General features: G+C 67.4%; 20 protein-coding genes. 8 read left to right on the top strand and 12 right to left on the bottom strand.

What is annotated here, in order from left to right:
* Nucleotides 1-7 precede the first annotated feature (7 nt).
* Nucleotides 8-781, bottom strand: coding sequence for an aquaporin family protein (locus tag FJ386_07830; GenBank protein ID MBM3876612.1), 774 nt, complete (start codon nt 779-781; stop codon nt 8-10).
* A gap of 123 nt (nt 782-904) precedes the next feature.
* Between FJ386_07830 and FJ386_07825 the strand changes: the two genes are divergently transcribed.
* Nucleotides 905-1615, top strand: coding sequence for a DUF1080 domain-containing protein (locus FJ386_07825; protein MBM3876611.1), 711 nt, complete (start codon nt 905-907; stop codon nt 1613-1615).
* Between the two features lie 18 nt (nt 1616-1633).
* Here FJ386_07825 and FJ386_07820 read toward each other — a convergent pair whose 3' ends face one another.
* Together FJ386_07820 and FJ386_07815 are read right to left on the bottom strand one after the other, a co-directional pair.
* A complete protein-coding gene (locus tag FJ386_07820) occupies nt 1634-2410 on the bottom strand; it encodes a DUF2490 domain-containing protein (protein MBM3876610.1) in 777 nt (258 codons plus the stop codon).
* Entirely contained in the window at nt 2407-3933 is a 1527-nt protein-coding gene (locus FJ386_07815) for a YifB family Mg chelatase-like AAA ATPase (protein ID MBM3876609.1), read from the bottom strand. Before FJ386_07815 ends, FJ386_07820 begins: the two co-directional genes overlap by 4 nt.
* Nucleotides 3934-4079: 146 nt before the next feature.
* On the opposite strand from FJ386_07815, the gene FJ386_07810 reads away from it, so the two are divergent.
* A complete protein-coding gene (locus FJ386_07810; GenBank protein ID MBM3876608.1) occupies nt 4080-5489 on the top strand; it encodes a response regulator in 1410 nt (469 codons plus the stop codon).
* A gap of 16 nt (nt 5490-5505) precedes the next feature.
* On the opposite strand, the gene FJ386_07805 is transcribed toward FJ386_07810, so the two are convergent.
* Together FJ386_07805 and recG are read right to left on the bottom strand one after the other, a co-directional pair.
* Nucleotides 5506-6915, bottom strand: coding sequence for a hypothetical protein (locus FJ386_07805; GenBank protein MBM3876607.1), 1410 nt, complete (start codon nt 6913-6915; stop codon nt 5506-5508).
* A 78-nt stretch (nt 6916-6993) separates the two neighbouring features.
* Complete coding sequence (recG, locus tag FJ386_07800) at nt 6994-9114, bottom strand: ATP-dependent DNA helicase RecG (protein ID MBM3876606.1); 2121 nt, start codon at nt 9112-9114, stop codon at nt 6994-6996.
* A 134-nt stretch (nt 9115-9248) separates the two neighbouring features.
* Here recG and FJ386_07795 point away from each other — a divergent pair, with 134 nt between their 5' ends.
* The gene (locus FJ386_07795) at nt 9249-10745 is read left to right on the top strand and encodes a response regulator (protein MBM3876605.1); all 1497 of its coding nucleotides are present in this window, start codon (nt 9249-9251) and stop codon (nt 10743-10745) included.
* Nucleotides 10746-10790: 45 nt separating this feature from the next.
* Nucleotides 10791-11669, top strand: a complete 879-nt coding sequence (locus FJ386_07790) for a LysR family transcriptional regulator (protein MBM3876604.1) — start codon at nt 10791-10793, stop codon at nt 11667-11669.
* A gap of 160 nt (nt 11670-11829) precedes the next feature.
* Here FJ386_07790 and dacB read toward each other — a convergent pair whose 3' ends face one another.
* On the bottom strand, nt 11830-13389 hold the full coding sequence (dacB, locus tag FJ386_07785; protein MBM3876603.1) for a D-alanyl-D-alanine carboxypeptidase/D-alanyl-D-alanine-endopeptidase: 1560 nt from the start codon (nt 13387-13389) through the stop codon (nt 11830-11832).
* Nucleotides 13390-13482: 93 nt separating this feature from the next.
* On the opposite strand from dacB, the gene FJ386_07780 reads away from it, so the two are divergent.
* Nucleotides 13483-14793 carry a hypothetical protein gene (locus tag FJ386_07780; GenBank protein ID MBM3876602.1) on the top strand — a complete coding sequence of 437 codons (1311 nt, stop codon included), beginning with the start codon at nt 13483-13485 and terminating at the stop codon, nt 14791-14793.
* On the opposite strand, the gene FJ386_07775 is transcribed toward FJ386_07780, so the two are convergent.
* Entirely contained in the window at nt 14528-15070 is a 543-nt protein-coding gene (locus FJ386_07775) for a hypothetical protein (GenBank protein MBM3876601.1), read from the bottom strand. The two genes, FJ386_07780 and FJ386_07775, sit on opposite strands and share 266 nt — an antisense overlap.
* On the opposite strand from FJ386_07775, the gene gatB reads away from it, so the two are divergent.
* Nucleotides 15069-16493 (top strand): Asp-tRNA(Asn)/Glu-tRNA(Gln) amidotransferase subunit GatB, encoded by a 1425-nt coding sequence (gene gatB, locus FJ386_07770; GenBank protein ID MBM3876600.1) that lies wholly within the window; start codon nt 15069-15071, stop codon nt 16491-16493. The genes FJ386_07775 and gatB overlap by 2 nt on opposite strands.
* Before the next feature lie 78 nt (nt 16494-16571).
* Nucleotides 16572-17966 (top strand): UDP-N-acetylmuramate:L-alanyl-gamma-D-glutamyl-meso-diaminopimelate ligase, encoded by a 1395-nt coding sequence (mpl, locus tag FJ386_07765; protein ID MBM3876599.1) that lies wholly within the window; start codon nt 16572-16574, stop codon nt 17964-17966.
* Nucleotides 17967-18032: 66 nt separating this feature from the next.
* Here the strand turns inward: mpl and purQ are convergent, their stop codons facing one another.
* The 5 genes from purQ to FJ386_07740 form a co-directional block, all read right to left on the bottom strand.
* Nucleotides 18033-18743 carry a phosphoribosylformylglycinamidine synthase subunit PurQ gene (gene purQ, locus FJ386_07760; protein ID MBM3876598.1) on the bottom strand — a complete coding sequence of 237 codons (711 nt, stop codon included), beginning with the start codon at nt 18741-18743 and terminating at the stop codon, nt 18033-18035.
* On the bottom strand, nt 18743-18985 hold the full coding sequence (gene purS, locus FJ386_07755; protein ID MBM3876597.1) for a phosphoribosylformylglycinamidine synthase subunit PurS: 243 nt from the start codon (nt 18983-18985) through the stop codon (nt 18743-18745). The genes purQ and purS overlap by 1 nt, the downstream gene beginning before the upstream one ends.
* Nucleotides 18986-19044: 59 nt before the next feature.
* On the bottom strand, nt 19045-19749 hold the full coding sequence (locus tag FJ386_07750; GenBank protein ID MBM3876596.1) for a class I SAM-dependent methyltransferase: 705 nt from the start codon (nt 19747-19749) through the stop codon (nt 19045-19047).
* Nucleotides 19750-19956: 207 nt separating this feature from the next.
* Nucleotides 19957-20601: a dTMP kinase gene (tmk, locus tag FJ386_07745; protein ID MBM3876595.1), complete on the bottom strand. Its 645-nt coding sequence runs from the start codon at nt 20599-20601 to the stop codon at nt 19957-19959.
* A gap of 1 nt (nt 20602) precedes the next feature.
* Complete coding sequence (locus tag FJ386_07740; GenBank protein ID MBM3876594.1) at nt 20603-22018, bottom strand: cysteine--tRNA ligase; 1416 nt, start codon at nt 22016-22018, stop codon at nt 20603-20605.
* 264 nt (nt 22019-22282) lie between these two features.
* On the opposite strand from FJ386_07740, the gene FJ386_07735 reads away from it, so the two are divergent.
* Nucleotides 22283-23389 carry a hypothetical protein gene (locus FJ386_07735; protein ID MBM3876593.1) on the top strand — a complete coding sequence of 369 codons (1107 nt, stop codon included), beginning with the start codon at nt 22283-22285 and terminating at the stop codon, nt 23387-23389.
* The last annotated feature ends 96 nt before the right edge of the window (nt 23390-23485 follow it).

Genomic DNA, 23485 nt, shown 5'->3' with positions numbered 1-23485 from the left:
TCGCGCGCTAGCGGCCGGAACCCGTGAGGAAGCCGCCCTCCATCAGCGGCCACACGTGCTTGAAGACGGCCGCTCCCAGCACGCCGCCGATGACGGGACCGACGACCGGCACCCAGGCGTAGGCCCAATCGGAGCCGCCCTTGCCGGCAATGGGCAGCGCGGCGTGGGCTAGCCGCGGGCCAAGGTCGCGCGCGGGATTGATGGCGTAGCCCGTCGGGCCGCCGAGCGAAAGTCCGATGGCCCACACGAGCACGCCGACGAGCGCGGGGCCGAAGCCCTTGTCCCAGCCGAACTCGGGGCTGAGGTTGGCCTTCGTGCCGATGGCGAGCACGCCGAGCACGAGCGCGAATGTGCCGATGACCTCGGTGAGCAGGTTGAGGGGCAGGTTGCGGATGGCCGGGCCGGTGCAGAAGACGGCGAGCTTGGCGCCCTTGTCGTCGGTCGCCGCCCAGTGCGGATGATACGCGAGCCACACGAGCACGGCGCCCGCGAACGCGCCCGCGAGTTGCGCAAGGATGTAGCCGGCCACGAGCGAAGAGTCGAACTTGTCGATGGCGGCGAGACCCAGGGTGACGGCGGGATTCAAGTGCGCGCCGCTGAACGCGCCGACGGCATACACCGCCACGGTGACGCCGAGCGCCCAGCCCGCCGTGATGACGATCCAGCCGCCGCCATTGCCCTTGGACCGCGCGAGGACGACGTTCGCGACCACGCCGTCGCCGAACAGGATGAGCAGCATCGTGCCGGCGAACTCGGCGAGGTAGGCAGAGGGAGGATTCATGGGCGAGTGGGCTGACGCTACCAATCCGGTGCGGAGGCGTCCACGCGAAAGCGGCGCATGGCGGGCCTCGGCACGTGAAGTTCGCGCGGTTGACTCTTCAAGCGGCTTCGCGATGATGCGGACATGAATCCACGCCTCACCTCACCGCTCGCTGTCGGGTTGTTTGCCTCCATCGTCTCGCTCGTCCTGGGCGCTGACGCGACGAGATTCACGCCGCTCTTCGACGGCAAATCGCTCGAGGGCTGGGAGGTCAAGGGCGGCAAGGCGAAGTATGAGGCGCGGGACGGCGCGATCGTCGGCACGACGGTCGAGGGCAGCCCGAACACGTTTCTTTGCACGAGGAAGGATTACGGCGACTTCGAGCTCGTGCTCGACGTGAAGTGCGACAAGGCGTTGAACAGCGGCATTCAGATTCGCAGCCACACCTACGACAAGGAGACCGTCCCCGAGGGCGCGAAGAACAAGAAGGGACGGCCGGCGGGCACGGTGTTTGGCTACCAGTGCGAAATCGCCGAGTCGGAAAGGGGCACGTCGGGCAGTTTCTACGACGAGGCGCGGCGCGGGCGCTTCCTCGATGAACAGGAGAAGAAATCCGACGCGGCGAAGAAGGCGTTCAAGGACAACGAATGGAACACGTATCGCATCGTCGCGCAGGGCGCCCGCATCCGCTCGTGGGTCAATGGCGTGGCGTGCGCGGATTTCCGCGACTCGCTCGACAAGAGCGGGTTCATCGGCTTGCAGGTCCACAGCATCCGCGCGGGCCTCGGGCCGTTCTCGGTGCAATGGAGGAACATCAGGCTGCGTGAACTGAAGGCCGACGAACAGGTCGAGTGACTGGCGCGAGGCGCGGAGTCAACGAAACGAGTAGGACCACTGCGTGAAGAACACGTGCCGGTTCTCCCAGTCGCCACCGCCGCGGCTGCGCTCGATGTAGTAGTAGGCCCGGACGTCCGTCCTCGGCCCGAATTCCCACGAGATGCCCGCGGGCAGGACCCGATGGGCGCTGTTGCGGTTCGCCGACCAGTCGAAGAAGAACTCGTAGCTGTGAAAGAACCCCGCTGCCGGGAGCCACGCTCCCGCGGGATGTTCAAGCTCGAAGCGGTGCCGGGTTCGGAGGTTGTTGGCCTGACCTTCGAGCCACCGGTGTTCGAGGCGGGTCCGCGCGTTGAGTGTGAACCGGTCGCCGAGCGTGAAACTCGGGGTGACCGCTGCTTCCACGCGCTGCTGCTGCCTGAACACGTCGTGCCCCACCGCGGCCGAAAACGATTCGCTCTCGCTGAACACATGGTTGAGTTGCAATGAGAGATTGGTCCGGGCCTGCCATGTCACGCCCTGACGGAGCAGGTAGCGGCTTGGGTTCACCGTGCGGTCGGAAATCCCGAGTTCCGCGTAGCTGAAAAGGCTCACGGATTCCGTCAACGGGAATCGCAGTGTGAGGCCGGTTCGAAGTTGTGTTTCCTCGGCGCGTGATCCCGTTGCGACGCAGGCGCAAAGCGCAGCAAGAAGCCACCGGCTCCTGCGCGGTCGGAACCGGGGCGGAGACGAATGCGGCAGGCCGCCGGGCGCTCGCGCCGCGCCGGGGTGGGCACGCGGGAACGCCTCGATTCCGGCCGTCGGTCCCGGGTTCATCCCCACAACTGCCGGTCGAGCGTCCGGTATTGGATGGCCTCGCTCACGTGCTCGCTGGTGATGCGCCCGGAGCCTGCGAGGTCGGCGATGCTGCGGCCGACCTTGAGGATGCGGTCGTAGGCGCGCGCGCTCAGGTTCATGTCGGCCATCGCGAACTTGAGCAGCTCGTTCGCGGCGTCGTCGAGCGCGCAAAAGGCCTTCAGCTCCCGCGTGCCCATCCGGGCGTTGCACGTGATGCTCGGCTTGTCGGTGAAGCGCTCCTGCTGGATCCGCCGCGCGGCGATGACCCGCTCGCGGATGGCCGCCGAATGCTCGCCGGGGCGCGCGGCCTGCATCTCGCGGAACTTCACCTGCGGCACCTCGACGTGAAGGTCCACGCGGTCGAGCAACGGCCCGCTGATGCGCCCGAGGTAGTTTTGGATTTCGCGCGGCGAACTCTTCGACTCGTGCGGCATCTTGCCGTCGGGCGTGGGATTCATCGCCGCGAGGAGCATGAACTGCGACGGGAATGTCATCGTGCCCGCGGCGCGGGAGATGGTGACTTTGCCGTCCTCGAGCGGCTGGCGCATCGTCTCGAGCACGGTTCGCTTGAACTCGGGCAGTTCGTCGAGGAAGAGCACGCCGTTGTGCGCGAGCGAGATTTCGCCGGGCGTCGGGTTGATGCTGCCGCCGAGCAAGCCGGCGTCGCTGGCGGTGTGGTGCGGCGCCCGGAACGGCCGGCGCGTGACGAGCGCCCGGCCCGGCGCGAGCGCGCCGACGATGGAGTGGATCTTCGTGGTCTCGAGTGCCTCGGCGAGGGTGAGCGGCGGGAGGATGGTCGGCAGCCGTTTCGCGAGCATGGATTTGCCCGTGCCGGGCGGGCCGATGAGCAGGGCGTTGTGGCCACCGGCCGCGGCGATCTCGAGCGCGCGCTTGACGGATTCCTGCCCCTTCACCTCGGCGAAGTCCAGGTCGTCCTCGGCCGGCTGGTCGAACAATCGCGCGAGGTCCACGCGGGTGGGCGCGAGCTTGACGGAGCCTTCGAGGAATCCGGTGGCTTCGCGCAGGTTCTCGACGGCGATGACTTGCAAGCCCTCGACGACGGCGGCTTCGGCGGCGTTGTCCTTGTGGACGATGATGCCAGCCCTGCCGTCGGCCTTCGCGCGGAGTGCGATGGGCAGGACGCCCTTGACGCGACGGACGGCGCCCGTGAGGGCGAGCTCGCCGACAAGGACGAAGTTGTCGAGCTGATCGGTCTCGATTTGCTCGCTGGCGGCGAGCATGCCGATGGCGATGGGCAGGTCGAAGCTCGGACCCTCTTTCTTCACGTCGGCGGGCGCGAGGTTGATGGTCGTGCGGCCCATCGGGAACTTGAAACCGGAGTTGGTGAGCGCCGTGGTGACGCGGTCGCGGGACTCCTTCACTGCCACGTCCGGCAAGCCGACGATGACGATGACGGTCTCGCCCCAGCCTGCGTTGACCTCGACTTCGACCGGAAATGCCTCGATGCCTTGGACGGCGGCGGAGTAAACCTTTGAAAGCACGGGCGGGATGATATGGCCGGGGTGGCGGCGGGTCGCAACCAGAAAGACCCTCTTTCCCGGTTCCGGGCGGGCACCTGCGGAGATTTGCTGAGTTTTCCCGGCTTGTCATCCGGCACGACGCAGCACAGGATGCCACCGAAGCCTGAATGAAAACCGTTCTGGTCATCGACGACGACCGTGGTGCCCGCCTAGTCGTTCAATGGGCTTTCAAGAAAGCCGGCTGGCGAGTGCTCCAGGCGGAAGATGGCGAAGTCGGCCTCGCCATGATCGCCGAGCACAAGCCCGAGGTGGTGGTGTGCGACCTGATGATGCCGCGCTGCAACGGCTTCCAAGTCTGCCGGGCTATCCGCGCCCGAAACGACCAGGTCCGCCAGACCAAGATCGTCATCAGCACGGCGAGCACCTACGCCACGGACCGGCAGAATGCCTTCGAGGCCGGCGCGGATGACTACCTGACCAAGCCCATCGACCCCGAGGAAATGCTGCGCCTCGTCGAGGGGCTCACCAGCGGCGGGCCGAGCGGCACGACCTTCCAGCTCCGCAGCCAGCAGACGCCGCGCTCGAGTTTCGAGCACGCGGCCTCGCCGACGCCTTCGACGAACCAGCCGATTCGCGTGAAGTTCTGGGGCGTGCGCGGTTCGCTGCCGACTCCCGGTCCCGCAACCGCCTATTACGGCGGCAATACCGCGTGCGTCGAAGTGCAGGCCGACGGCGAGCGCATCATACTCGATGCGGGCACCGGCATCCGCCCGCTCGGGCAGGAGTGGGTGGCGAAGTATCCCGACGAACCAATCGCCGCCACGGTGCTCATCACGCACACGCATTGGGACCACATCCAGGGCTTTCCGTTCTTCATCCCGGCCTACAATCCGCGCAACCGCATCCGCATCCTCGGCCCGACCGGCGCCCGCAAGGGCCTCGAGCAGACGCTCGCCAGCCAGATGGAAAGCCCTTACTTCCCCATCACGATGCCGGAAATGCCGGGCAACATCAGCATCCAGGAATTGAAGGACCTCGAGTTCGCGGTCGGCAACGTCCGCGTGCAGGCACAGTTCATGAACCACCCGGGCATCTGCGTCGGCTACCGGCTGTTCACCAGCGCGGGTTCCATCGCGTTCATTCCGGACAATGAGCTCTTCGTGCGCCAAAAGAGCCAGACGGGCATCATGACCGAGAAGGAAGCCGAGACGCAGATCGACTACGCGCGCCGGCAGGACCAGAAACTCATCGAATTCCTGCGCGACGTGGACATCCTCATCATCGACGCCCAGTACGACGAGCAGGAATACCTCAAGCACGTTGGCTGGGGGCACTCGTGCGTGGACGACGCGGTGACCATCGCGAACAGCGCCGGCGTGAAGCAATTGTTCCTCTTCCACCACGACCCCGGCCACGACGACACGAAGGTCGCCCAAATGGCCGCGCACGGCCGGCAACTCGCCGTGAGTTCCGGCAGCAAGCTCAAGGTCGAAGCCGCACGCGAGGGCATCGAGGTGGTTCTCAAGCCCAAGCCCGCCTCCCGGCCCGCGCAAGTCGTCGCCGACGCGGTCGGTTGATCGCCCCGCAGTTCCGCTACTTGGCCGCGAAGTTGTAGAGACTCCCCTTTGTCCGCAGCAGCAGTTCCTTCCCCACCGCCACGGGCGACGCCGCGATCGCGCCGTCGAGCTTCGTGGCGTGGACAACGTCCACGACCGGGCCGTCCTTGAGCACGAGCACGTTTCCGCCGAGGTCCGCGGTGTAAACACGGCCGGCCGCGCCGAGCGGCGAGGCGTAGATGTTCCCCATGCCCTGCAAGCGCTCGGCGTCGAAGTGCGGCCTGCCGGAGCGCGCGTCGTAGCACGAAAACGCGCCGCTGAGCCGCGAGAAGAAATACAGCCGGTCCCCATAAAGCAGCGGCGACGCCACGTAAGGCGTGTTGCGCGAAAGCGTCCACACGATGGCGTCGGCCTTTTCCGTCAGGTTGCCGGAGTGGCCGAGCCGGATCGCCCGGAGTGCGGTCGTCGTGTAGCCCGTCATGCAATACAACACGCCATCGAGCGTCACCGGCGTCGGGATCGTGTTCGCCCCCATGCCACCGCACTCCCAGAGTTCCTTGCCATTCGCAAGGTCGTAGCTGCGGATGATGCCCGAGCCGCTCACGACCACCTGCGGCTTGCCCTGATGCTCGACGACGAACGGCGTCGTCCACGATGTCGGTTCGTTGCGCTCGGTGCGCCAGAGTTGCGAACCGGTGCGTTTGTCGAGCGCGGCGACGAAGTCCGAGCCCGCGTGGTCCCAGTTCACGAGCAACGCGTCGCCGTGCAGCGCGGGCGAGGCGCCCTCGCCCCACTGCGGCTGGAAGCGCATCGTGCCGAACTCCTGTTTCCATTTGAGGTTGCCGTCGAGGTCGTAGCAGTGCAGCCCGCGCGACCCGAAGAACGCGTAAAGCCGCTCGCCATCCGTGACCGGCGACGCCGCGGCGAACGCGCTCGTGCCGTGGCGCGGTTCGTGCGGGACTTCCTCGCGAGCGGTCGTTTGCCACAGCGTCCTGCCCGTCGCGCGGTCAAGGCAAAGCACGGTGAATTGATAAAGTTCCGTCGGTGCCGCGCCGCCGCCGAAACCGCCGCCGAAACCGCCCTTGCCCTTGCGCCCGCCCTGCGGCGACGGCTGCGCGCCGGCCTTCGGCGCCGGCGTCTCGACCTTCGCCGCGGGCGCGGGCCCGCCGGCCTTGGCCTCGGGTTTCCTTCCCGTGTTCACGGCCGTGGTGAGGAAAACCCTGTTGCCCCAGACGACGGGCGTGGAGATGCCCTCGCCGGGAATGGCAACCTTCCATTTGAGGTTTTGCGATTCGCCGAACTCCGCGGGCGGCGTGGCGTTCGGCGCGACACCGTTGCCGAGCGGCCCGCGCCACTGCGCCCAGTTGTCGAGCTGCGCCTTGGTCGGCTGCGCGGCGGGAAGCGCGACCGCGGAAGTCAGGAGTGCGAGGGCGAGGGTGGCTTTCATGGTGTCGATGGGATGAGTTGGCTGTTCAACAACGCGACGGTTGAATGGTTTCGGTCGCCGCGCCCCGGACGGCGCGGATCAAGGATTCACCGGCAACCGCGCCGCGAGGTCGCGCGCGAACTCGACGAGTTTCAAATCGCGCCGGAGGTCGGCGAACTGAAACGAGGGCATCCCGCTTTGCGCCTGCCCGAGCAGTTCCCCCGGGCCGCGCCATTCGAGGTCGGCCTCGGCGATGCGGAAGCCGTCGGTCGTGTCCGCGAGGACCTTGAGCCGCTGCTTCGCGCCCTCGGCTTGAAGGTCCGCCACGAGGATGCAGAAGGACTCGTGCGCGCCGCGCCCGATGCGGCCGCGGAGCTGGTGGAGTTGCGCGAGGCCGAACTGCTCCGCGTTTTCGATCACCATCACGGTCGCGTTCGGCACGTCCACGCCGACCTCGATGACGCTCGTCGTCAGGAGCGCCTGCACGCGGTTGGCGCGGAAGTCCGCCATCACTCGCTCCTTCACGTCAGACGGGAGCCGGCCGTGCAACAGCGCGACGCGGTGCGGCGCACACTCGCGCTGGAGCGAATCGAAACCGGCCTTCACCGCCTTCGTGCCGGTCCGCAGGTCCTCATCCTCGACACGCGGATAAACCACGTAAACCTGCCGCCCCTCGGCCAGTTTCCCTCGCACAAACCCCCACACTTTCGCGAGCGTCTCCGCCCCGCGCAAAAAGGTCCGGATGCGCCCGCGCCCCGGCGGAAGCTCGCGGATGACCGACGAATCGAGGTCGCCGTAAAGCGTCAGCCCGAGCGTGCGCGGAATCGGCGTGGCGGTCATCACGAGGAGGTGCGGAAAGCGGCCCTTGCGAACGAGCGCCTCGCGCTGCGTGACACCGAACTTGTGCTGCTCGTCGATCACCACGAGGCCGAGATTCGGAGGCGCGAACCCCGGTTCGAGCAGCGCATGGGTGCCGATGAAGAGCGAGCCGTGGCGCGTGGGGCGTGGGGCGTGACGATCCGCGGGCGGCGCGGCTTCCTGCCCGTCACGGTCCGCAGACCATGCCTCGCGCTCCGTTTTCCGGCTTCCGGTGAGCAGCGCCACGCGCACGCCGAGCGGCTCAAGCCACGCGGTGAAGTTGCGCCAGTGCTGGTCCGCGAGGATTTCCGTCGGCGCCATGAGCGCGACGTTGAAGCCGCCCTCGATGGCCATCAGCGCCGCGCACGCGGCCACGGCGGTCTTGCCCGCGCCGACGTCGCCCTGCAGGAGGCGGCGCATCGGCTTCCCGCTGCCGAGGTCGCGCCGGATGTCCCGAAGCACCGCCGTCTGCGCGCCGGTGAGCGTGAAGCCGAGGCGCGCGAGGAACGGCTTGATGAGCGTGTTGTCGCCGGCGCACGGAAGTCCGCGCGCATTCGCCAACAACCGCCCGCGGCGACGGCGCAGTTCGAGCTGGAGCGCGACAAGCTCGTCAAGCGCCAGCCGCTGCCGCGCGAGTTCGGCCTGGAACATCTCATCCGGAAAGTGGAGACAGCGCACGGCCTCAGCGCGCGAGGGCCACATGAGCAGCGCGTCCGCGCTCGCGGGCAGCGGCATTTCGTGCTGCACGCCGCCGCGCGTGCGGGGCGTCAACGGCGTGGTCACGACCGTCCCGGTGATGCCCGCCCACGGGTCGGCGAACTGCCCGCCGCACGACGCGAGCGCGCGCCACATGAGGCCGCGCAGGACGCGTTGCGCGAGCCCCTCGGTTAGCGGATAGACGGGGACGATGCGGTGGACGTGGATTGAGGCTTCCTCGCCGGCTTCGATCACCTCGGTCTCGGGATGGTCCATCGTGCGCGGCTTGAGGGAGACGGGCCTTCCATGCGCGACAACTTGGTCGCCAACCTTGAAGTAGCTCTCCATGAACGGCAAGTTCCACCAGCGGCAATGAAGACGCGCGGTGCCGTCATCAAGAATGAGCTCGAAGATGGACTTGGTCCCTTTGCGAAAGGACTTCACGCCCATCGCGACGACCTTGCCGGAGACGGCGGCGGCTTCGCCCGCGGCGAGCTTGGATATGGGGAGCCCCTGCCGGCGGTCCTCGTGCCGGCGCGGCGCGAGCAACAGCAGGTCGCGAAGCGTGTGAAGGCCGAGACGCGCGAGTTGCGCCGAGCGTCCGGGGCCGACGCCGGGAAGGCGCGCGAGCGGCGCATCGAGCGGGGGCGGCTTCGCCTCGGGCATGGGCCCAGCGTAGTGGAACCCGCGCGCGCGAGCAAAGCGGCTAGTGGCCGCTTCCGGCCGGCCGGCAGCAGGACTTGCGCGGGGTTTTCTGTTGAGGTTCGCCCTGCCGCGAATAAGCTCGCCCCGTTTCGTCCGTGAAACCCGACGCGCTCGCCCCTTTCGAATTCGCCCCGTGGCCGGTCCTGCTCGTGGACCCGGTCGGGGTGGTGCGCCAGTTCAACAGCGCGGCGGCCGCGGCGTTCGGCGACTCGCTCCGGCAGAATGACTCGGTGCTGCAAAGCGTCTGGTTTCCGCAGAACTCCATCCGCGCGGAGGTTTTCCTCGCGCACATCGACGACGTGTCGGCGCGGCTCATCCAGCTCAAGTTCCGGACCAAGGACGGGCTCTACTCGCAGTTCACCGTATGCGTGGCGCCCCTCGGCCGCGATGCGCGGGCGACGGTCGTCCTGCAACTTCTCCCCGCCGTGGAGGCGCCGGCGGCGCCCGCACCGGCAACCAAGACCGAGGCGGCCGATGCGAGCCTGAAGCAGAAGTTCGCGATCGCGATGCAGCTCACGCGGACGGTCGCGATGGATTTCAACAACGCGCTCACGAGCATCCTCGGCCACACGTCGCACGTGCTGGGCCGGCTGGAGGCGGGCAGTCCGTGGCGTGCCTCGCTGCTGGAGGTCGAGAAGGCCGCAGCGCGGGCAGCCGCCATTTCGCACGACTTGTCGAACTTCAGCCGTCAGGAGAAGGACGCGTCCCCGCAGCACGAGGGCAACCTGAACGACGCCATCCGGCGTGCGACGGGCGCATTTCGCACGCCGGCCAACTGCCGCATCGAGTGGGAGGTGCACCTCGAGAACCACCTCTACACCGCACGCTACGACGACACGAAACTGCAAAACGCCTTCACGAAGATCCTCGAGAACTGCGTCGAGGCGCTCGGCGGCCAGCACGGGCGCGTGAGGGTCGTTTCATTGAACCGCGACCTCGCCGCCCCGGTGCAGGACGCGAACATCACGCTTCCCCCCGGCAGTTACGTGAGCGTAGAGGTATCCGACACAGGTCCGGGAATCCCGGCCGACGCGCTGCCGCATGTCATCGAGCCGTTTTTTACGACCAAGCCGGGCCACCGGGGCTTGGGGCTGGCGTGGGCTTACGGCGTGGTGACCAATCACGGCGGGCATCTGGCCATCTCGAGTGAGGCCGGCCACGGAACCTCGGTTCGATTGTATTTGCCGGCGAGAAAGGCTGTTGTTTTCGACGCGACATTCAACGAAGAGGACTTCTACGGCACGCAGACGATCCTGATGGTGGACGACGAGGACTTGCTGCTCACCATGGGGCAGATGGTCCTCTCGAGCTACGGCTACACCGTGCACACGGCCGACAGCGGGACCAAGGCGATCGAGATCTTCGCCAAGGTGGGACCGCAGATCGACCTCGTCATCACCGACCTCGTCATGCCCAACATGAGCGGCCGCGAACTGGTGGACCGCCTCCGCGCCATGCGGCCCGACGTGCGCATCGTGCGTTCGAGCGGAAACTTCCGCCCCTCCGAAGTCGAGGCCGATTCCATTTACCTCCAGAAACCCTTCACGAGCCAGGACCTGCTCAAGATCGTCAAGCAGGCGCTCGCGGCCTGAGTGCGGGCGGTTGACGCCTCCGCGCTTTTCCTGTTCCCTCCAGCCATGCAAATCGAGAGCCTCAAAGTCTTCTGCGACCTCGCCGAGACGGAGAGCTTCACCAAGGCGGCGCAAATCAACAGCGTGACGCAATCCGCCGTGAGCCAGCAGATCAGCGCCCTGGAGCGGTCCTTCAAGGCGCTGCTCATCGAGCGGAGCAAGAAGAACTTCCGCCTCACCCGCGAGGGCGAGCTGCTCTATGAGTATAGCAAGCAGATCATCGGCACCTACGACGCGCTGCACAGCCGCATCCAGGAACTGCGCGACATCATCTCGGGCACCATCCGCATCGCGACCATCTACAGCATCGGCCTCCACGACCTGCCCCCCTTCATCAAGAAATTCATGAAGGCCCACCCGACCGTGAAGGTCCACGTCGAGTATCGCCGCTCCAATCAGGTCCTCGACGACGTCCTCAGCAACGTCGTGGATGTCGGCCTCGTCGCCTATCCGGGCAAGGATCCGCGCCTCGAAGTCGTCCCGCTGCGACGCGACCGCCTCGTGCTCATCTGCAACCCGCTGCATCCCTTCGCCAAGAGCAAGGGCGTGAAGCTCGAAGCCATCGCCGGGCAGAAATTCATCAGCTTCGAGCCCGACATCCCCACCCGGAAAGCCGTCGACAAGATCCTGCGCGACCGCGGCGTCTCCATCCAAACCGTCATGGAGTTCGACAACATCGAGACCGTGAAGCGCGCCGTCGAAATCGACGCGGGCATCTCCATCGTCCCGCTCGGCACCGTCGGCCAGGAGGTTTCCAAGCAAACCCTCGCGCAAGTCATGATCGAGGACGGCGAGCTCTACCGTCCGCTCGGCGCCATCTTCAAGAAGAACAAGATTCTCTCGCCCGCGCTGCGGCAGTTCCTCTCGACCATCAAGGACCCGTAAGCACGGCTGATTCGTTCGGGGCACGTCCTCTCCTGGCAGCATTGGGGGGCGCAGGTTGAATGTGAGTGAGCGGGAACGTGAGCTGATTCAGAGCCCTTCCCACGTTCGCGCCCCTCCACACCCCCACTGTCGGTCCGCCTGCGCTTTCCTGCATTCGCCGCTACAGCTCCTCGTGCAACAACTCCGCGATCTTCCCCAGCGTCTTCCCGACGCGCTGCGTGTCCGCCAGGCGCGCGAGATGCGCGTTGTTCACGAAAACAGCAAAGGCCACGCGACCGCCATGCGATGTTTGGATGTAGCCCGCGAGCGCCTTGCTGTTGAGCAGCAGCCGCGCGTTCATCGTGTTGTCCCAACTGAACGTGCCCGTCTTCGCCCTCACCTTGCCGCGCGCAGGGCTTGAAGGATCGGCGTGCGTCGCCAGCGTGCCATCCACGCCGAGCACGGGCAGCGCCGACTCGTAAACCGCGAAGTCCGGCCGGTTCGCCATCGCGCGCAACAACTGCACCGTCGCCCGCGGCGTCACGCAATCGCTCCGCGCCCCGCCCGCGCCGCCGCCGAATGAAATCGTCTCCACGTCCACGCCCGCGCGCGCGAGGAAGTCGTGCTGCAACCGCAGCCCCTGCGCGAGCGTGCGGCGGTCGTGCTTCGCCGCGACCAGCAACGGCAGCGTGCTCGCGTGCAGGTTGTGGCTGACTTTCAGGATGAGCCTCACGTTCTCGGCGAACGGCGGCGACACGAGCTTCGCCACTTGTTCCTCCGGCTTGTAACTGCCGCGTGCCGGCAGCAACTCCGGGCGGTTTGGACCGTGCGGCGAGGCGTCCACGGTCACGCCGGCGCGGCGCAGCGCCTCGATGAACAGCGCGCGCGCCCACGCCGGGGCGTCGTCCACCTCGCGCACGCGCAGCAGCGGCTTGGGCCCCTCGGGAATCTGGCCGCGCACCACGAGCCGGCCCGGCGCGGGCGCGGTGAGCGTGATGCGCAGCGGCGCGTTTGTCGGCACCGTCTCGACTTGCGCGTCCACGACGAACGCCTCGCTCATCGGGCGCGTCGTGACTTTCGCGGGCGCGCCGGGCTTCGCGGGCGTGATGAGCACGTCCACAAGATTGTCGTTCACGAGCACGGGCGAGAGGCGTGTCGGCCCGCTGCCGGTGCTCTCGGCCTTGTCGAAGAGGCGGTCGTCCACGAGCACCTCGCCGCGCACGTGGCGGATGCCGGACGCCGCGACCTGCCGCGCGAGGTCGTCCAAGCCTGCGAGCGGATCGGGCGCGGTGAGTTCGCCGGATGTGCCGCCGTTCGCGTAAGTGTGGTCGTTGTCCTTGAAGGCGATCCTGCCCTCGGCGTCCGTGCGGCCGCCGAGCGTGAGGTCGCCCCGCGCGACGAGCACGAGGTCGCCGCGCAACACGCGGTCCCTGCCCAACTCGCCGCGGCGGAAGACGGGCGTCTCAAACCGGTGCTGCGCGCCGAGTTCATCAAGCGCGGCGGCGACGGAATAGAGCTTCGTGACCGAAGCCGGCGCGAACAGCTTGTCCGCCTGATGCTCGAAGCGCACCGCGCCCGACTCCATGTCCACGGCGAGGATGCCCCAGTGCGCGTGCTTGTATTCGGGCGCATGGATGACCTCGGCGATGCGTGCCGCCAGTGTGGCCCCGGCGGGTGCGCCACGACCGGTGAAAACCGTGAGAAGCAACGCGACGACAAGGAACGGGCGAAGGGATTTCATGGCCGTGGAGGATAGCGGCCAACTTCCGCCGTGCAACTGCGCGTCGCCTCGGTTTTCGCTTGTTCCGTCGCCAGTGCCGGAACTAAATGCGGCGTGAACTCCCGTGGCGTGCAGATCGGCTTGGTCGGTTTCATGTGCATCGCCTTCGCGAACGCGAAGTGCCCGGCGGCGGGCGCCACGTTCAAGGCGGGCGCGGCGCGGCACGACGTGACGCCGAGAGACCCGGTGCCGATGTGGGGTTACGGCGCGCGGCGCGACGCGCCATCAAACGGCACACTCGACCCGTTGCACGCCGCGGCCGTCGTGATCCAGGCGGGCGGCGCGAAGCTCGCCATCGTCGGCCTCGACCTCGGTCGCTCGCCGTCGGAGCAGTCGCTCGCCGTCATCCGCGAGCGGATCAAGGCGAAGTGCGGCATCGAGCACTCCTTCATCTCCGGCTCGCACACGCATCACGGGCCGGTGCTGGAACTCACGGACGCCGACGGCAAGGGCCGCGGGAAGTTCGACAACGCGCTGCGTTACTACAAGCAGCTCGAGGACGCCATCACCGCCGCCATCGTCGAGGCGGACCAGCGGCTCGTGCCCGCGAAGCTCGCGTCGGGCGCGGCGCAGCTCGACGGCTTCAACCGCAACCGCCACTCCAAGCTCGAGCCCAAGCCCGTGGACCGCACCCTCGGCGTGCTGCGGCTCGACGACGCCGCGACGGACAAGCCGCTCGCCATCGTGGTGAACTTTACCGGCCACCCGACGACGCTTCCCGCGCAGACGCTGAAGTTCTCCGCCGACTGGCCCGGCGCGATGAAGTCGGAAATCGAGAAGCAGCTCGGCGGCACGGCGGTGTTCATGCAGGGCGCGTCCGGCGACTTGAGCATCAACAAGGGCACGAACGCGGACCACACCGGCTACGGGCAGGCGCTCGCGCGCGAGGTGGTGAAGCTCGCGTCGTCGCTCAAGCCCGCCGCGCCGGAGCGGCCCGCGCTCGCCGCGCGCGAGGAGCGGTTCCGCTTCGACTCGCGCATCAACCTCAACAACCCCGCGACGCGCCTCATATATTCTGTCGCGTTCTTCCCCGAGCTGGTCGCGAACTTCGTGGACGAATACGCCGACGGGGTGCGGCCGCGGCTCACGGTCGCCCTGCTCAACGGCGACATCGCGTTCGTCGGCGCGTCGGGCGAGTTCTTCTGCCAGCACGCGAACAGGCTGCGTGAGCGGGCGCGCGTCGGAGGGCTGTTCTTCTTCGGTTACTGCAACGGCTACCACCAGTATTTCCCAACGATCGAGGGCGCTGCCGAAGGCGGCTACGGCGCGGATTCGCAAGTCGCGCCGGTCGCCGTCGGCGCCGGCGAGGATCTGATGAACACGGCGCTGCGGTGGATTTTGCTGATGCAGGGAAAGCTGAAGTAGCCGCGGACTCGTGCTGCTCGTCGACCTTCTGCAGTTCGAAGTTGTCGAACCACACGCCGCCGCAGCCCCCACGGCAGGCGTCCACGAGAATGGGCCCGGCGCGAAGTTCCGGGAGCGTGCGATCGCCGGCGGGGCAGCGCACGGGCGCAAGGCTGCGCCGCCCGGTTGGGGTTGGCAAGCTGACCGCCGGCCCTGAACGGCCGGCAATGTCGCCGCGGGCACGCCAAAAATCCGTGTCCTTCCGTGTCCTTCCGTGGTTACCCTCGCGGCGCGTGATGGACTACGAAGCGGTCATCGGACTCGAGACACACGTCCAGCTCCGGACGAAGTCGAAGATGTGGTGCGGCTGCGCAAATGCATTTGGCGCGCCGCCGAACACAAATGTCTGCCCCGTCTGCCTCGGGCTGCCCGGCGCGCTGCCCGTTCCCAACGAGGAGGCGCTGCGGCTCACCGCGCTCACGGGGTTGCTGCTCCAGTGTGAGATTCCGCGCTTCGCGACATTTGACCGGAAGAGTTACTTCTATCCGGACATGCCGAAAAACTACCAGCTCACGCAATACGACCGCCCCTCGACGGCGAACGGCCGCGTCGAGTTCGAGTTGGGCGGCGGCATCGCCACGGTGCGCATCACGCGCGCGCATCTCGAGGAGGACGTGGGCAAAAGCTTCCATTTCGAGCGCTTCAGCGGCGTGGACTTCAACCGCGCAGGCGTGCCGCTGCTCGAAATCGTTTCCGAGCCCGACCTGCGCAGCGCGGACATGGCTTACGACTATCTCAACGCGCTCAAGGACATCCTCGTTTACGGCGGCGTCAGCGACTGCGACATGGAGAAAGGCATGGTGCGGTGCGACGTGAACGTGAGCGTGCGCCCGCGCGGCTCGGACGCGCTCGGCGCGAAGGTCGAGATCAAGAACATGAACAGCTTTTCCGCCGTGCGCCGCGCGTTGCAATACGAAATCCCGCGGCAGATCGGCGTCGTCACCCGCGGGGGTGCGCTCCGGCAGGAAACGCGCCGTTGGGACGACGACACGGGCGTCACCGGGGTGATGCGCACCAAGGAGGAGGCGCACGATTATCGCTACTTCCCCGAGCCCGACCTGATGCCGCTCGCGCCGACGGATGCGTGGCTCGCGGAAGTCCGCGCGCGCGCCGTCGAGTTGCCGCTTGCGCGCAAGCGGCGCCTCATGCGCGACTACCAGCTGCCCGCGACCGACGCGCAGACATTCGTGTGGGACCGGCCGCTCGGGAACTACTTCGAGACGATCGCGCCGAAGTCGAAGAACCCGAAAGCTGTCGCGAACTGGGTCATCAACAACCTCCGGGCGAAACTCGCCGAGACCGGCGCGGAACTCGGCGGGCTCAGGTTCGCGCCCGAGTGCCTGCCCGAGCTGGCTGCGCTTGTCGAAAGCCGCACGATCAGTTCAAGCATCGCGCAGCAGGTGTTCGCCGAGATGTTTGACACCGGCGAACCGCCCGCAGCCATCGTGCAGCGCAAGGGACTCGCGCAGGTCAGCGACACGGGCGCGCTCGAACAGTTCTGCGACGAAGTCATCGCCGCAAATCCGGGCCCCGCGGCGGACTTCAAGTCCGGCAAGGCTGCCGCGCTGAATTTCCTCAAGGGCCAGGTGATGAAGCTCTCCAAAGGCAAGGCCAACCCCGGCGCCGCCGGGGCGATCCTGGAGCGCAAGCTGAAGGGCTGAGGCGGTTCGCGCCGATGACTTTGGCGCGGGCGCATTTCGGATAGAGCCTCCCGGAGCCGGCTGCTACACTTCGCCCGCATGTTTGGCACCATTCGCAGCGTTCACTTCTCCGGCATCGGCGGCACCGCGATGGCCGCGGTCGCCGCGGCGATGAAGGAGCAGGGCGTGCACGTCACCGGCTCGGACCAGAACGTGTATCCGCCCATGAGCACCTTCCTCGCGGAGCGGCACATCGAGGCGATGAACGGCTACGCGGAGGCCAACCTCGCGCACAAGCCCGACCTCGTCGTGATTGGCAACGCGCTGTCTCGCGGCAACCCCGAGGTCGAGGCCGTGCTGTCGAAGCGTCTCCGTTACGCCTCGCTGCCCGAGTTGCTCAAGGACTACTTCATCCGCGGCCGCCGTTCGCTCGTCGTCTGCGGCACGCACGGAAAGACGACGACGACCTCGCTGCTCACGTGGGTGCTCGAGCACAACGGGTTGAACCCGAGCTTCCTCATCGGCGGCATCCCCAACAATCTCGGACAGGGCGCGCGCTTCACCGGCAGCGAGTGGTTCGTCCTCGAGGGCGACGAGTATGACACCGCGTTTTTCGACAAGCGCAGCAAGTTCGTCCACTACCTGCCCGAGGTCGGCATCCTCAACAACCTCGAGTTCGATCACGCGGACATCTTCGACAACGTCGCGGCCATCCAGCGCGCGTTCAGCCATTTCATCCGGCTCGTGCCGCGCAACGGGCTCCTGCTCGCCAACGGCGACGACGCGAACCTCGCGCCGCTGCTCGTGAACGCGCCGTGCCCGGTGAAGCGCTTTGGCTTCGGCGCGGACAATCATCTCCACGCGTTCCACCTGCGCCTCGGCGCGACGGCGAGCGAATTCGAGACGCCGAACGGGAAGTTCCACCTCGACTTGATCGGCGAGCTCAACGTTCGCAACGCGCTCGCGGTCGTCGCCGCGGCGCGGCACTGCGGGCTGACGAACCGGCAGATTCAGGACGCGTTCAGCACGTTCCGGGGCGTGAAGCGCCGGCTGGAGGTGCGCGGCGTCGCGGGCGGCGTGACCGTGGTGGACGACTTCGGCCATCACCCGACGGCGATTCGCGAGACGCTCAAGGCGCTGCGCGTCAAATTTCCGCAGCACAAGTTGTGGGCCGTCTTCGAACCGCGCTCGAACACGACGCGCCGGAATGTTTTCCAGCAGGAGCTCGCCGCGGCATTTGCGGGGGCGGACGCCGTGGTGGTCGCGCAGGTCGCGCGACTCGAACTGCTCGCGCCCGAGTTGCGGCTCGACCCGGAGAAGTTGATGGGCGACCTCCGCGCGCTGGGCAAGGATGCGGCGTATCTTGCCGACGTGAACGCGATCGTCGAGCACCTCGGCGCGGGCGTCGCGGGCGGCGACGTGGTGTGCGTTTTCAGCAACGGCGGTTTCGGCGACATCCACGCGAAGTTGCTCGCGCGATTTGCGCGGCGGTAGGAACGGAGGTGATCCCCGGGAATGCGGGCGCGTCAGCGCTCAGCCGCACGGTTGCGCGCAGCGGGATTACGCCGCCTCCGGCCGGGCGCGGGCTTCGATCGCGGCGAAGAGGCTCTCGAAGATGAGCCGGCCGTCGTCGCCGCCGAGCAGCGGTTCGCAGACGCGCTCGGGATGCGGCATGAGGCCCGCCACGTTGCCGCGCCCGTTGCAGATGCCCGCGATGTTCAGCAGCGCGCCGTTCGGATTGGCCGCGTCCGTGAGTTCGCCGTTCGCATCGCAGTATTGCCAGAGGATCTGCCGGGTGGATTGGAGCTTCGCGAGCGTGTCCTGGTCCGCGAAGTAGCAGCCCTCGCCGTGCGCGATGGGCACGCGCAGGAGTTTGTCGGCCGGGATGCGGTTCGTGAACGGCGTGTCGCGGTTGGCGGTCTTGAGGAAGATGTGCTCGCAGTGGAATTGCAGGTCGCGGTTGCGGATGAGCGCGCCGGGCAGCAGGCCCGCCTCGGTGAGCACCTGAAAGCCGTTGCACACGCCGAGCACGAGCCCGCCGTTGTCGGCGAACTGCTTCACCGCCTGCATCACCGGGCTGAATCGTGCGATGGCCCCGCAGCGCAGGTAGTCCCCGTAGCTGAAGCCGCCGGGCACGATCACGGCGTCGACCGCGCCGAGCGAGGCGTCCTTGTGCCAGACGAAGTCCGCGCTGTGCCCGAGCGTGCGCACGGCGTGGACGGCGTCCTGATCGCAGTTCGAAGCCGGGAATTGGAGGACGGCAAAACGCATCACTCGATCTCCAACCGGTAGTCCTCGATCACCGGGTTGCTGAGAAACTTGTGCGCGGCCTCGTTGAGCGCGAGTTCGGCCGCCGCCTTGTCGGTGCCGGGCGCGAGGTCGATCTCTAGATACTTGCCGACGTGGACGGCGGTGACGCCGGCGTAACCCATGTGCCCGAGGGCGGTCTGCACGGTTTTGCCCTGCGGGTCGAGCACGGCCTTCTTTGGAGTGATGATGATCTTTGCCTTCATGGGGGCGGAGCGCGGCTCCGAAAAGCCGCGGCGATGTTGGGGAATGGGGTCCCGCGGCGCTAGTCTTTTCTGGAGAGCAGCAGCGCGCAGTTCCACGACGCGAACTCGCGCAGCACCGGCACGCGCACCAGAAACGCCAGTTCGGTGAAGTATCGCGGCGCCGCGTGATCGAGCCGCAGATGCGGCTGCTCCCGGATCCATTGGAGCGTCTCCCCAACGGAGGTCGGGAAGAGGTTCTCGAAGGGCGTGTGGACGCGCTTGGGGCGGCCGAGCCTGTCGTGCAGCAGGTGCCCGCGGGTCGCGCCGAGGTAGTGCAGCGGCGAGAATTCGTGCCCGCCCCACGGCGAGAGCCACGGCGTCCAGCTCAGGTAGAACTTCCCGCCCGGCTTGAGCAGCGTGTGCATGCGCGCGATGAAGTCCGCCGGCCGCGGCAGATGCTCGAGCACGTTGGAGCAGACGACCAGGTCGAACTGCCCGAGCGCGGCGAAGTCATCGCGGTCGATGTTGAACGCGCGGAACGGCGCGTCCTTGAGCGCGGGCAGGAGCCAGTTGTGATCGTCGGAATACGTGACCGCGCAGCCGCGCCGGGCAAGTTCCGCGCCGAAGACGCCGTGGCCGCACCCGAGGTCCAGCGCGGACACGGTGGGGCCGGGCTGCACGCCGCACGCCTCGATCCACCGTATGGCGTCGAGCGCCTGCATCGCGTAAAACTCCGCGTCGTCGCGGGTCTTGAGATGGCGGGCGATCAGCTTGTGGAGGATCATGCGGCGCGCGAGGACGACACCAAAAAGGCCCGGGGGCGGCAATGGAATTCACCGGGTGATGTAAGCACGGTTTTGCAAGAAGCAGAGAGGCTGAGAGCAGTGAGCCGTGAACCGAAAGGACACACCAGGAAGTGCCTGCGAAGCCCTCGTGTTCGAGCCCCGGCCAAGTCCAGGCCCTAGCGCCCACGCCCTGCGAGTCACCCGTCCTCACCGCCCCACGAGCGGCTCGATGTGCACCCAGATTTCCGCGGCGACAGCTTCAACCGGCTTCGTCGCGTCGATCACCCGGACGCGCTCGGGCTCGGCCGCGGCGATGGACAGGTAGCCGAGGTCGACGCGCTCGAAGAACGCGCGGTCGGCTTCCTCAAACCGGTCGCGCAGGCCCGGCTGCCGCTGGAGCCGCGCGGCGCGGCGGGCTTCACTGAGCGAGAGTGGAACGCGCAGCCACAAGGTGATCTCGGGCCGCGTGTCGCCAATGGCAAAATCGAGCACGGACTGGACGTGCCCCAGATCAAGCTGCCGGCCGTGGCCTTGATAGGCCGTGGTCGAATCGTGGTAGCGGTCACACACGACGACTTCGCCCGCGGCGAGCGCGGGGCGGATGACTTCGCGGACCAGTTGCGCGCGGCTCGCGTTCATCAGGAGCAACTCGGCCTCGGGGGTCATCGCTCCGTTCTCCGCGCTATGCTTGAGCGTGTGGCGGATTTCCTCGCCGATGGGCGTGCCGCCCGGCTCGCGCAGCAACCGCACCGTGCGGCCGCGCGCGCGCAGCCGGTCCGCGAGGCGCGCGGCCTGCGTGCTTTTGCCGCAGCCCTCGGTGCCCTCGAACGTGATGAAAAGTCCCGCCGGCATTTCACCCTCGCTTCAACTTCGGCCCCTTCGCCGTGTCCTCGACCACCCAGCCACGGGCCTTGAGCTCGTCGCGGAGCTCGTCGGATTTCTTCCATTCTTTGGCGGCGCGCGCGGACTGGCGCGCGCCGGCGAGCGCCTGGATGTCCGCGGGGATTTCCGCGCCGCAGGCGTCACCTATGCCGAACACGGAATCCAGACGCGCCCACGCCGCAAGCGCGGCGGCGGCGGCGCCGGGCGCGAGCTCCTTCGCGGCCAGCCGGCGGTTGAGGTCGCGGACCCACTCGAAGACCGCGCCCCACGCGGCGGAGACGTTCAAGTTGTCGTCGAGCGCGGCGGTGAATCGCCCGACCAGCGCGGCATCGGGCGCGGCTGTTTCCCCCGTCGCGGCTTCGCGAAGCTTGCCGAGGCACTCGTCGAGGCGCGCAAGCGCCGCGCGGGCGCCCGCGAGTCCTTCGAGCGTGAAGTTGAACGGGTCGCGGAAGTGCGCGGTGAGGAGGAGATACCGGATTTCACGGCCGGTGTAGCCCCTGGCCAGCAGGTCTCGGAGCGTGTAGAAGTTGCCAAGCGACTTGCTCATCTTCTTCCCCTCGACGAGCAGGTGCGCGCCGTGGAGCCAATACTTCACGAAGCGCGCGCCCGCCGGATAATCGAGGGCGCCTTCGCTCTGCGCGATTTCGTCCTCGTGATGCGGGAAGACCAGGTCTTCGCCGCCCATGTGGATGTCGAAGCTCGGGCCGAGCAGCTTCATGCTCATCGCGGAACACTCGATGTGCCAGCCGGGCCGGCCCTCGCCCCAAGGGCTCGGCCAGAAGACCGCGCCGTCCCCGGGCGCGCGCGATTTCCAGAGCGCGAAGTCGCCGATGGATTCCTTCTCGTATTCGTCGGACGCCACGCGCTCGCCGACGCGCATGCCCTCGAAGTTGAGGTTGAGCAACTGGCCGTAGCGGCAGCCGCAGCCCTGATACTTCTCGATGCTGAAGTAGACCGAGCCGTCGGCGGCCTTGTAGGCGACGCCCCGCGTGAGGAGCCGTCCGATGAGCGCGATGATACCGGGGATGTGCTCCGTCGCGCGCGGCGCGTGGTGCGGGGCGAGGCAGCGCAGCGCGCGGTGGTCCTCGAAGAACGCCGATTCAAACCGCGACGTGAATTCACGCAACGACACGCCGGCATCGGCGACGCGCTTGATGATCTTGTCCTCGACGTCGGTCACGTTCATCACGTGCGTGACCTCGAAGCCGCGGAACTCGAGGCAGCGCCGGAGCAGGTCGGCGAAGACAAACGTGCGGAAGTTCCCGATGTGCGCGAAGTCGTGAACCGTCGGCCCGCAGCAGTAAAGTCCCACGCGACGGCCCGCGGGATCGAGCGGTGTGAAGTCCTGCACGCAACGCGTGAGGGTGTTAAAGAATCGCAGCGGCATCGACGCGCGCGAAGGTAAGGTTGCCGCTTGAGCAGGTCAAAGTGCAAAGCGCGCGCGGCGCGCTCACATGCGACCCGCGGGCTCGCCGTGGGCGCGGACTACGCCTCGCGAAGAGCCGGTTTCAGGAGCAGAGCTTCCTCGCCGCGGTGCGCGACATCATCGGCGGGCCGGAGGGTTGATTCCACGCTCGACAGCCCGCCGCGGGGACGGAAGATTGCTTTCTCACGCACGCAAACCGCGTCGCGACCCCTCCCTGCACCTCCCATGAAAACCCCGTTCCGCCTCGGCGCCACCGTGCTCGCCGTGCTGCTCGCCCCGCCGCATGCCGAAGCCGCCGCGCCCGCGGCGAAGTCCCGCATCGTGCTCATCAGCGGCGAGTTCGAATACAAGTCCGCCGAGACGCTGCCGCCTTTCGCCAAGTTTCTCGAGGCGAACTTCCCGTTCACATGCACCTACCTCGAACGCAAACCGGGCAAGGACGTGAATGACATTCCCGGGCTCGACGCGCTCGACAAGGCCGACCTCGCGATTCTTTACATCCGGCGCATGACGCTGCCCGAGGATCAACTCGCGCGCTTCCGGAAATACGCCGCGTCCGGCCGGCCGGTCATCGGGCTGCGCACGGCGAGCCACGCGTTCGAGAACTGGAAAGAGTGGGACCGCGAGGTGCTCGGCGGCAATTATCACAACCACCATGGTGCGAAATTCCTTCCCGTGGTCCGCGTGGTGCCCGAGGCCGCGGGCCACGCAGTGCTCAGGGGCGTCCCGCGCGAGTTCACCTCGACCGGGTCGCTCTACAAGAATGCGCCGCTGCCGCCCCGCTCCGAGCCGCTGCTGATGGGCTCCATCGAAGGCCAGCCCGCCGAGCCGGTGGCGTGGCTGCACCGCTTCGGAAACTCGCGCGTGTTCTACACGTCGCTCGGTCATCCCGACGAATTCTCGATGCCGGCCTTCCGGCAACTGCTCGTCAATGCGATCCATTGGGCGCTCGACAAACCCGGCCCCGCCGCGCTCGCCGACACGCCCGCGCCCAAGACCGCGCCCGCGAAGGCCACCGTCAAGCGCATCGGCGTGGATGAATTCGAGAAGCTCATGGCTGACAAGAACCACGTCGTGCTCGACGTGCGCACGGCGGACGAGTTCAAGGCGGGCCGCATCCCGGGCGCGGTGAACCTCGACGTGAACGCGCCCGACTTCAACGCCAAGGTCGGCAAGCTCGACAAGGAAAAGACGTATCTCGTGCATTGCGCCGCCGGCCGCCGCAGCGCCACCGCCTGCACGCAGATGGCTGCGATGGGATTCAAGGTCCTCTACGACCTCGAGCCAGGGATGCGCGGCTGGGAAAAGGCGGGGAAACGAGTGGATAAGTAAATGCCTGCGTCCCCGCTCGAAGGCCTATCCGTCCTTGTGCTCGATGACGAACCGCTGTGGCGGCAGCACGTCGCCGCGTCTCTCGAGAGATTCGGC

This window comes from Verrucomicrobiota bacterium (assembly GCA_016871675.1).
GTDB lineage: Bacteria > Verrucomicrobiota > Verrucomicrobiia > Limisphaerales > VHCN01 > VHCN01.
The sequence above is the reverse complement of the archived record's forward strand: the minus strand, read 5'-3'. Positions and strand labels throughout refer to the sequence as shown.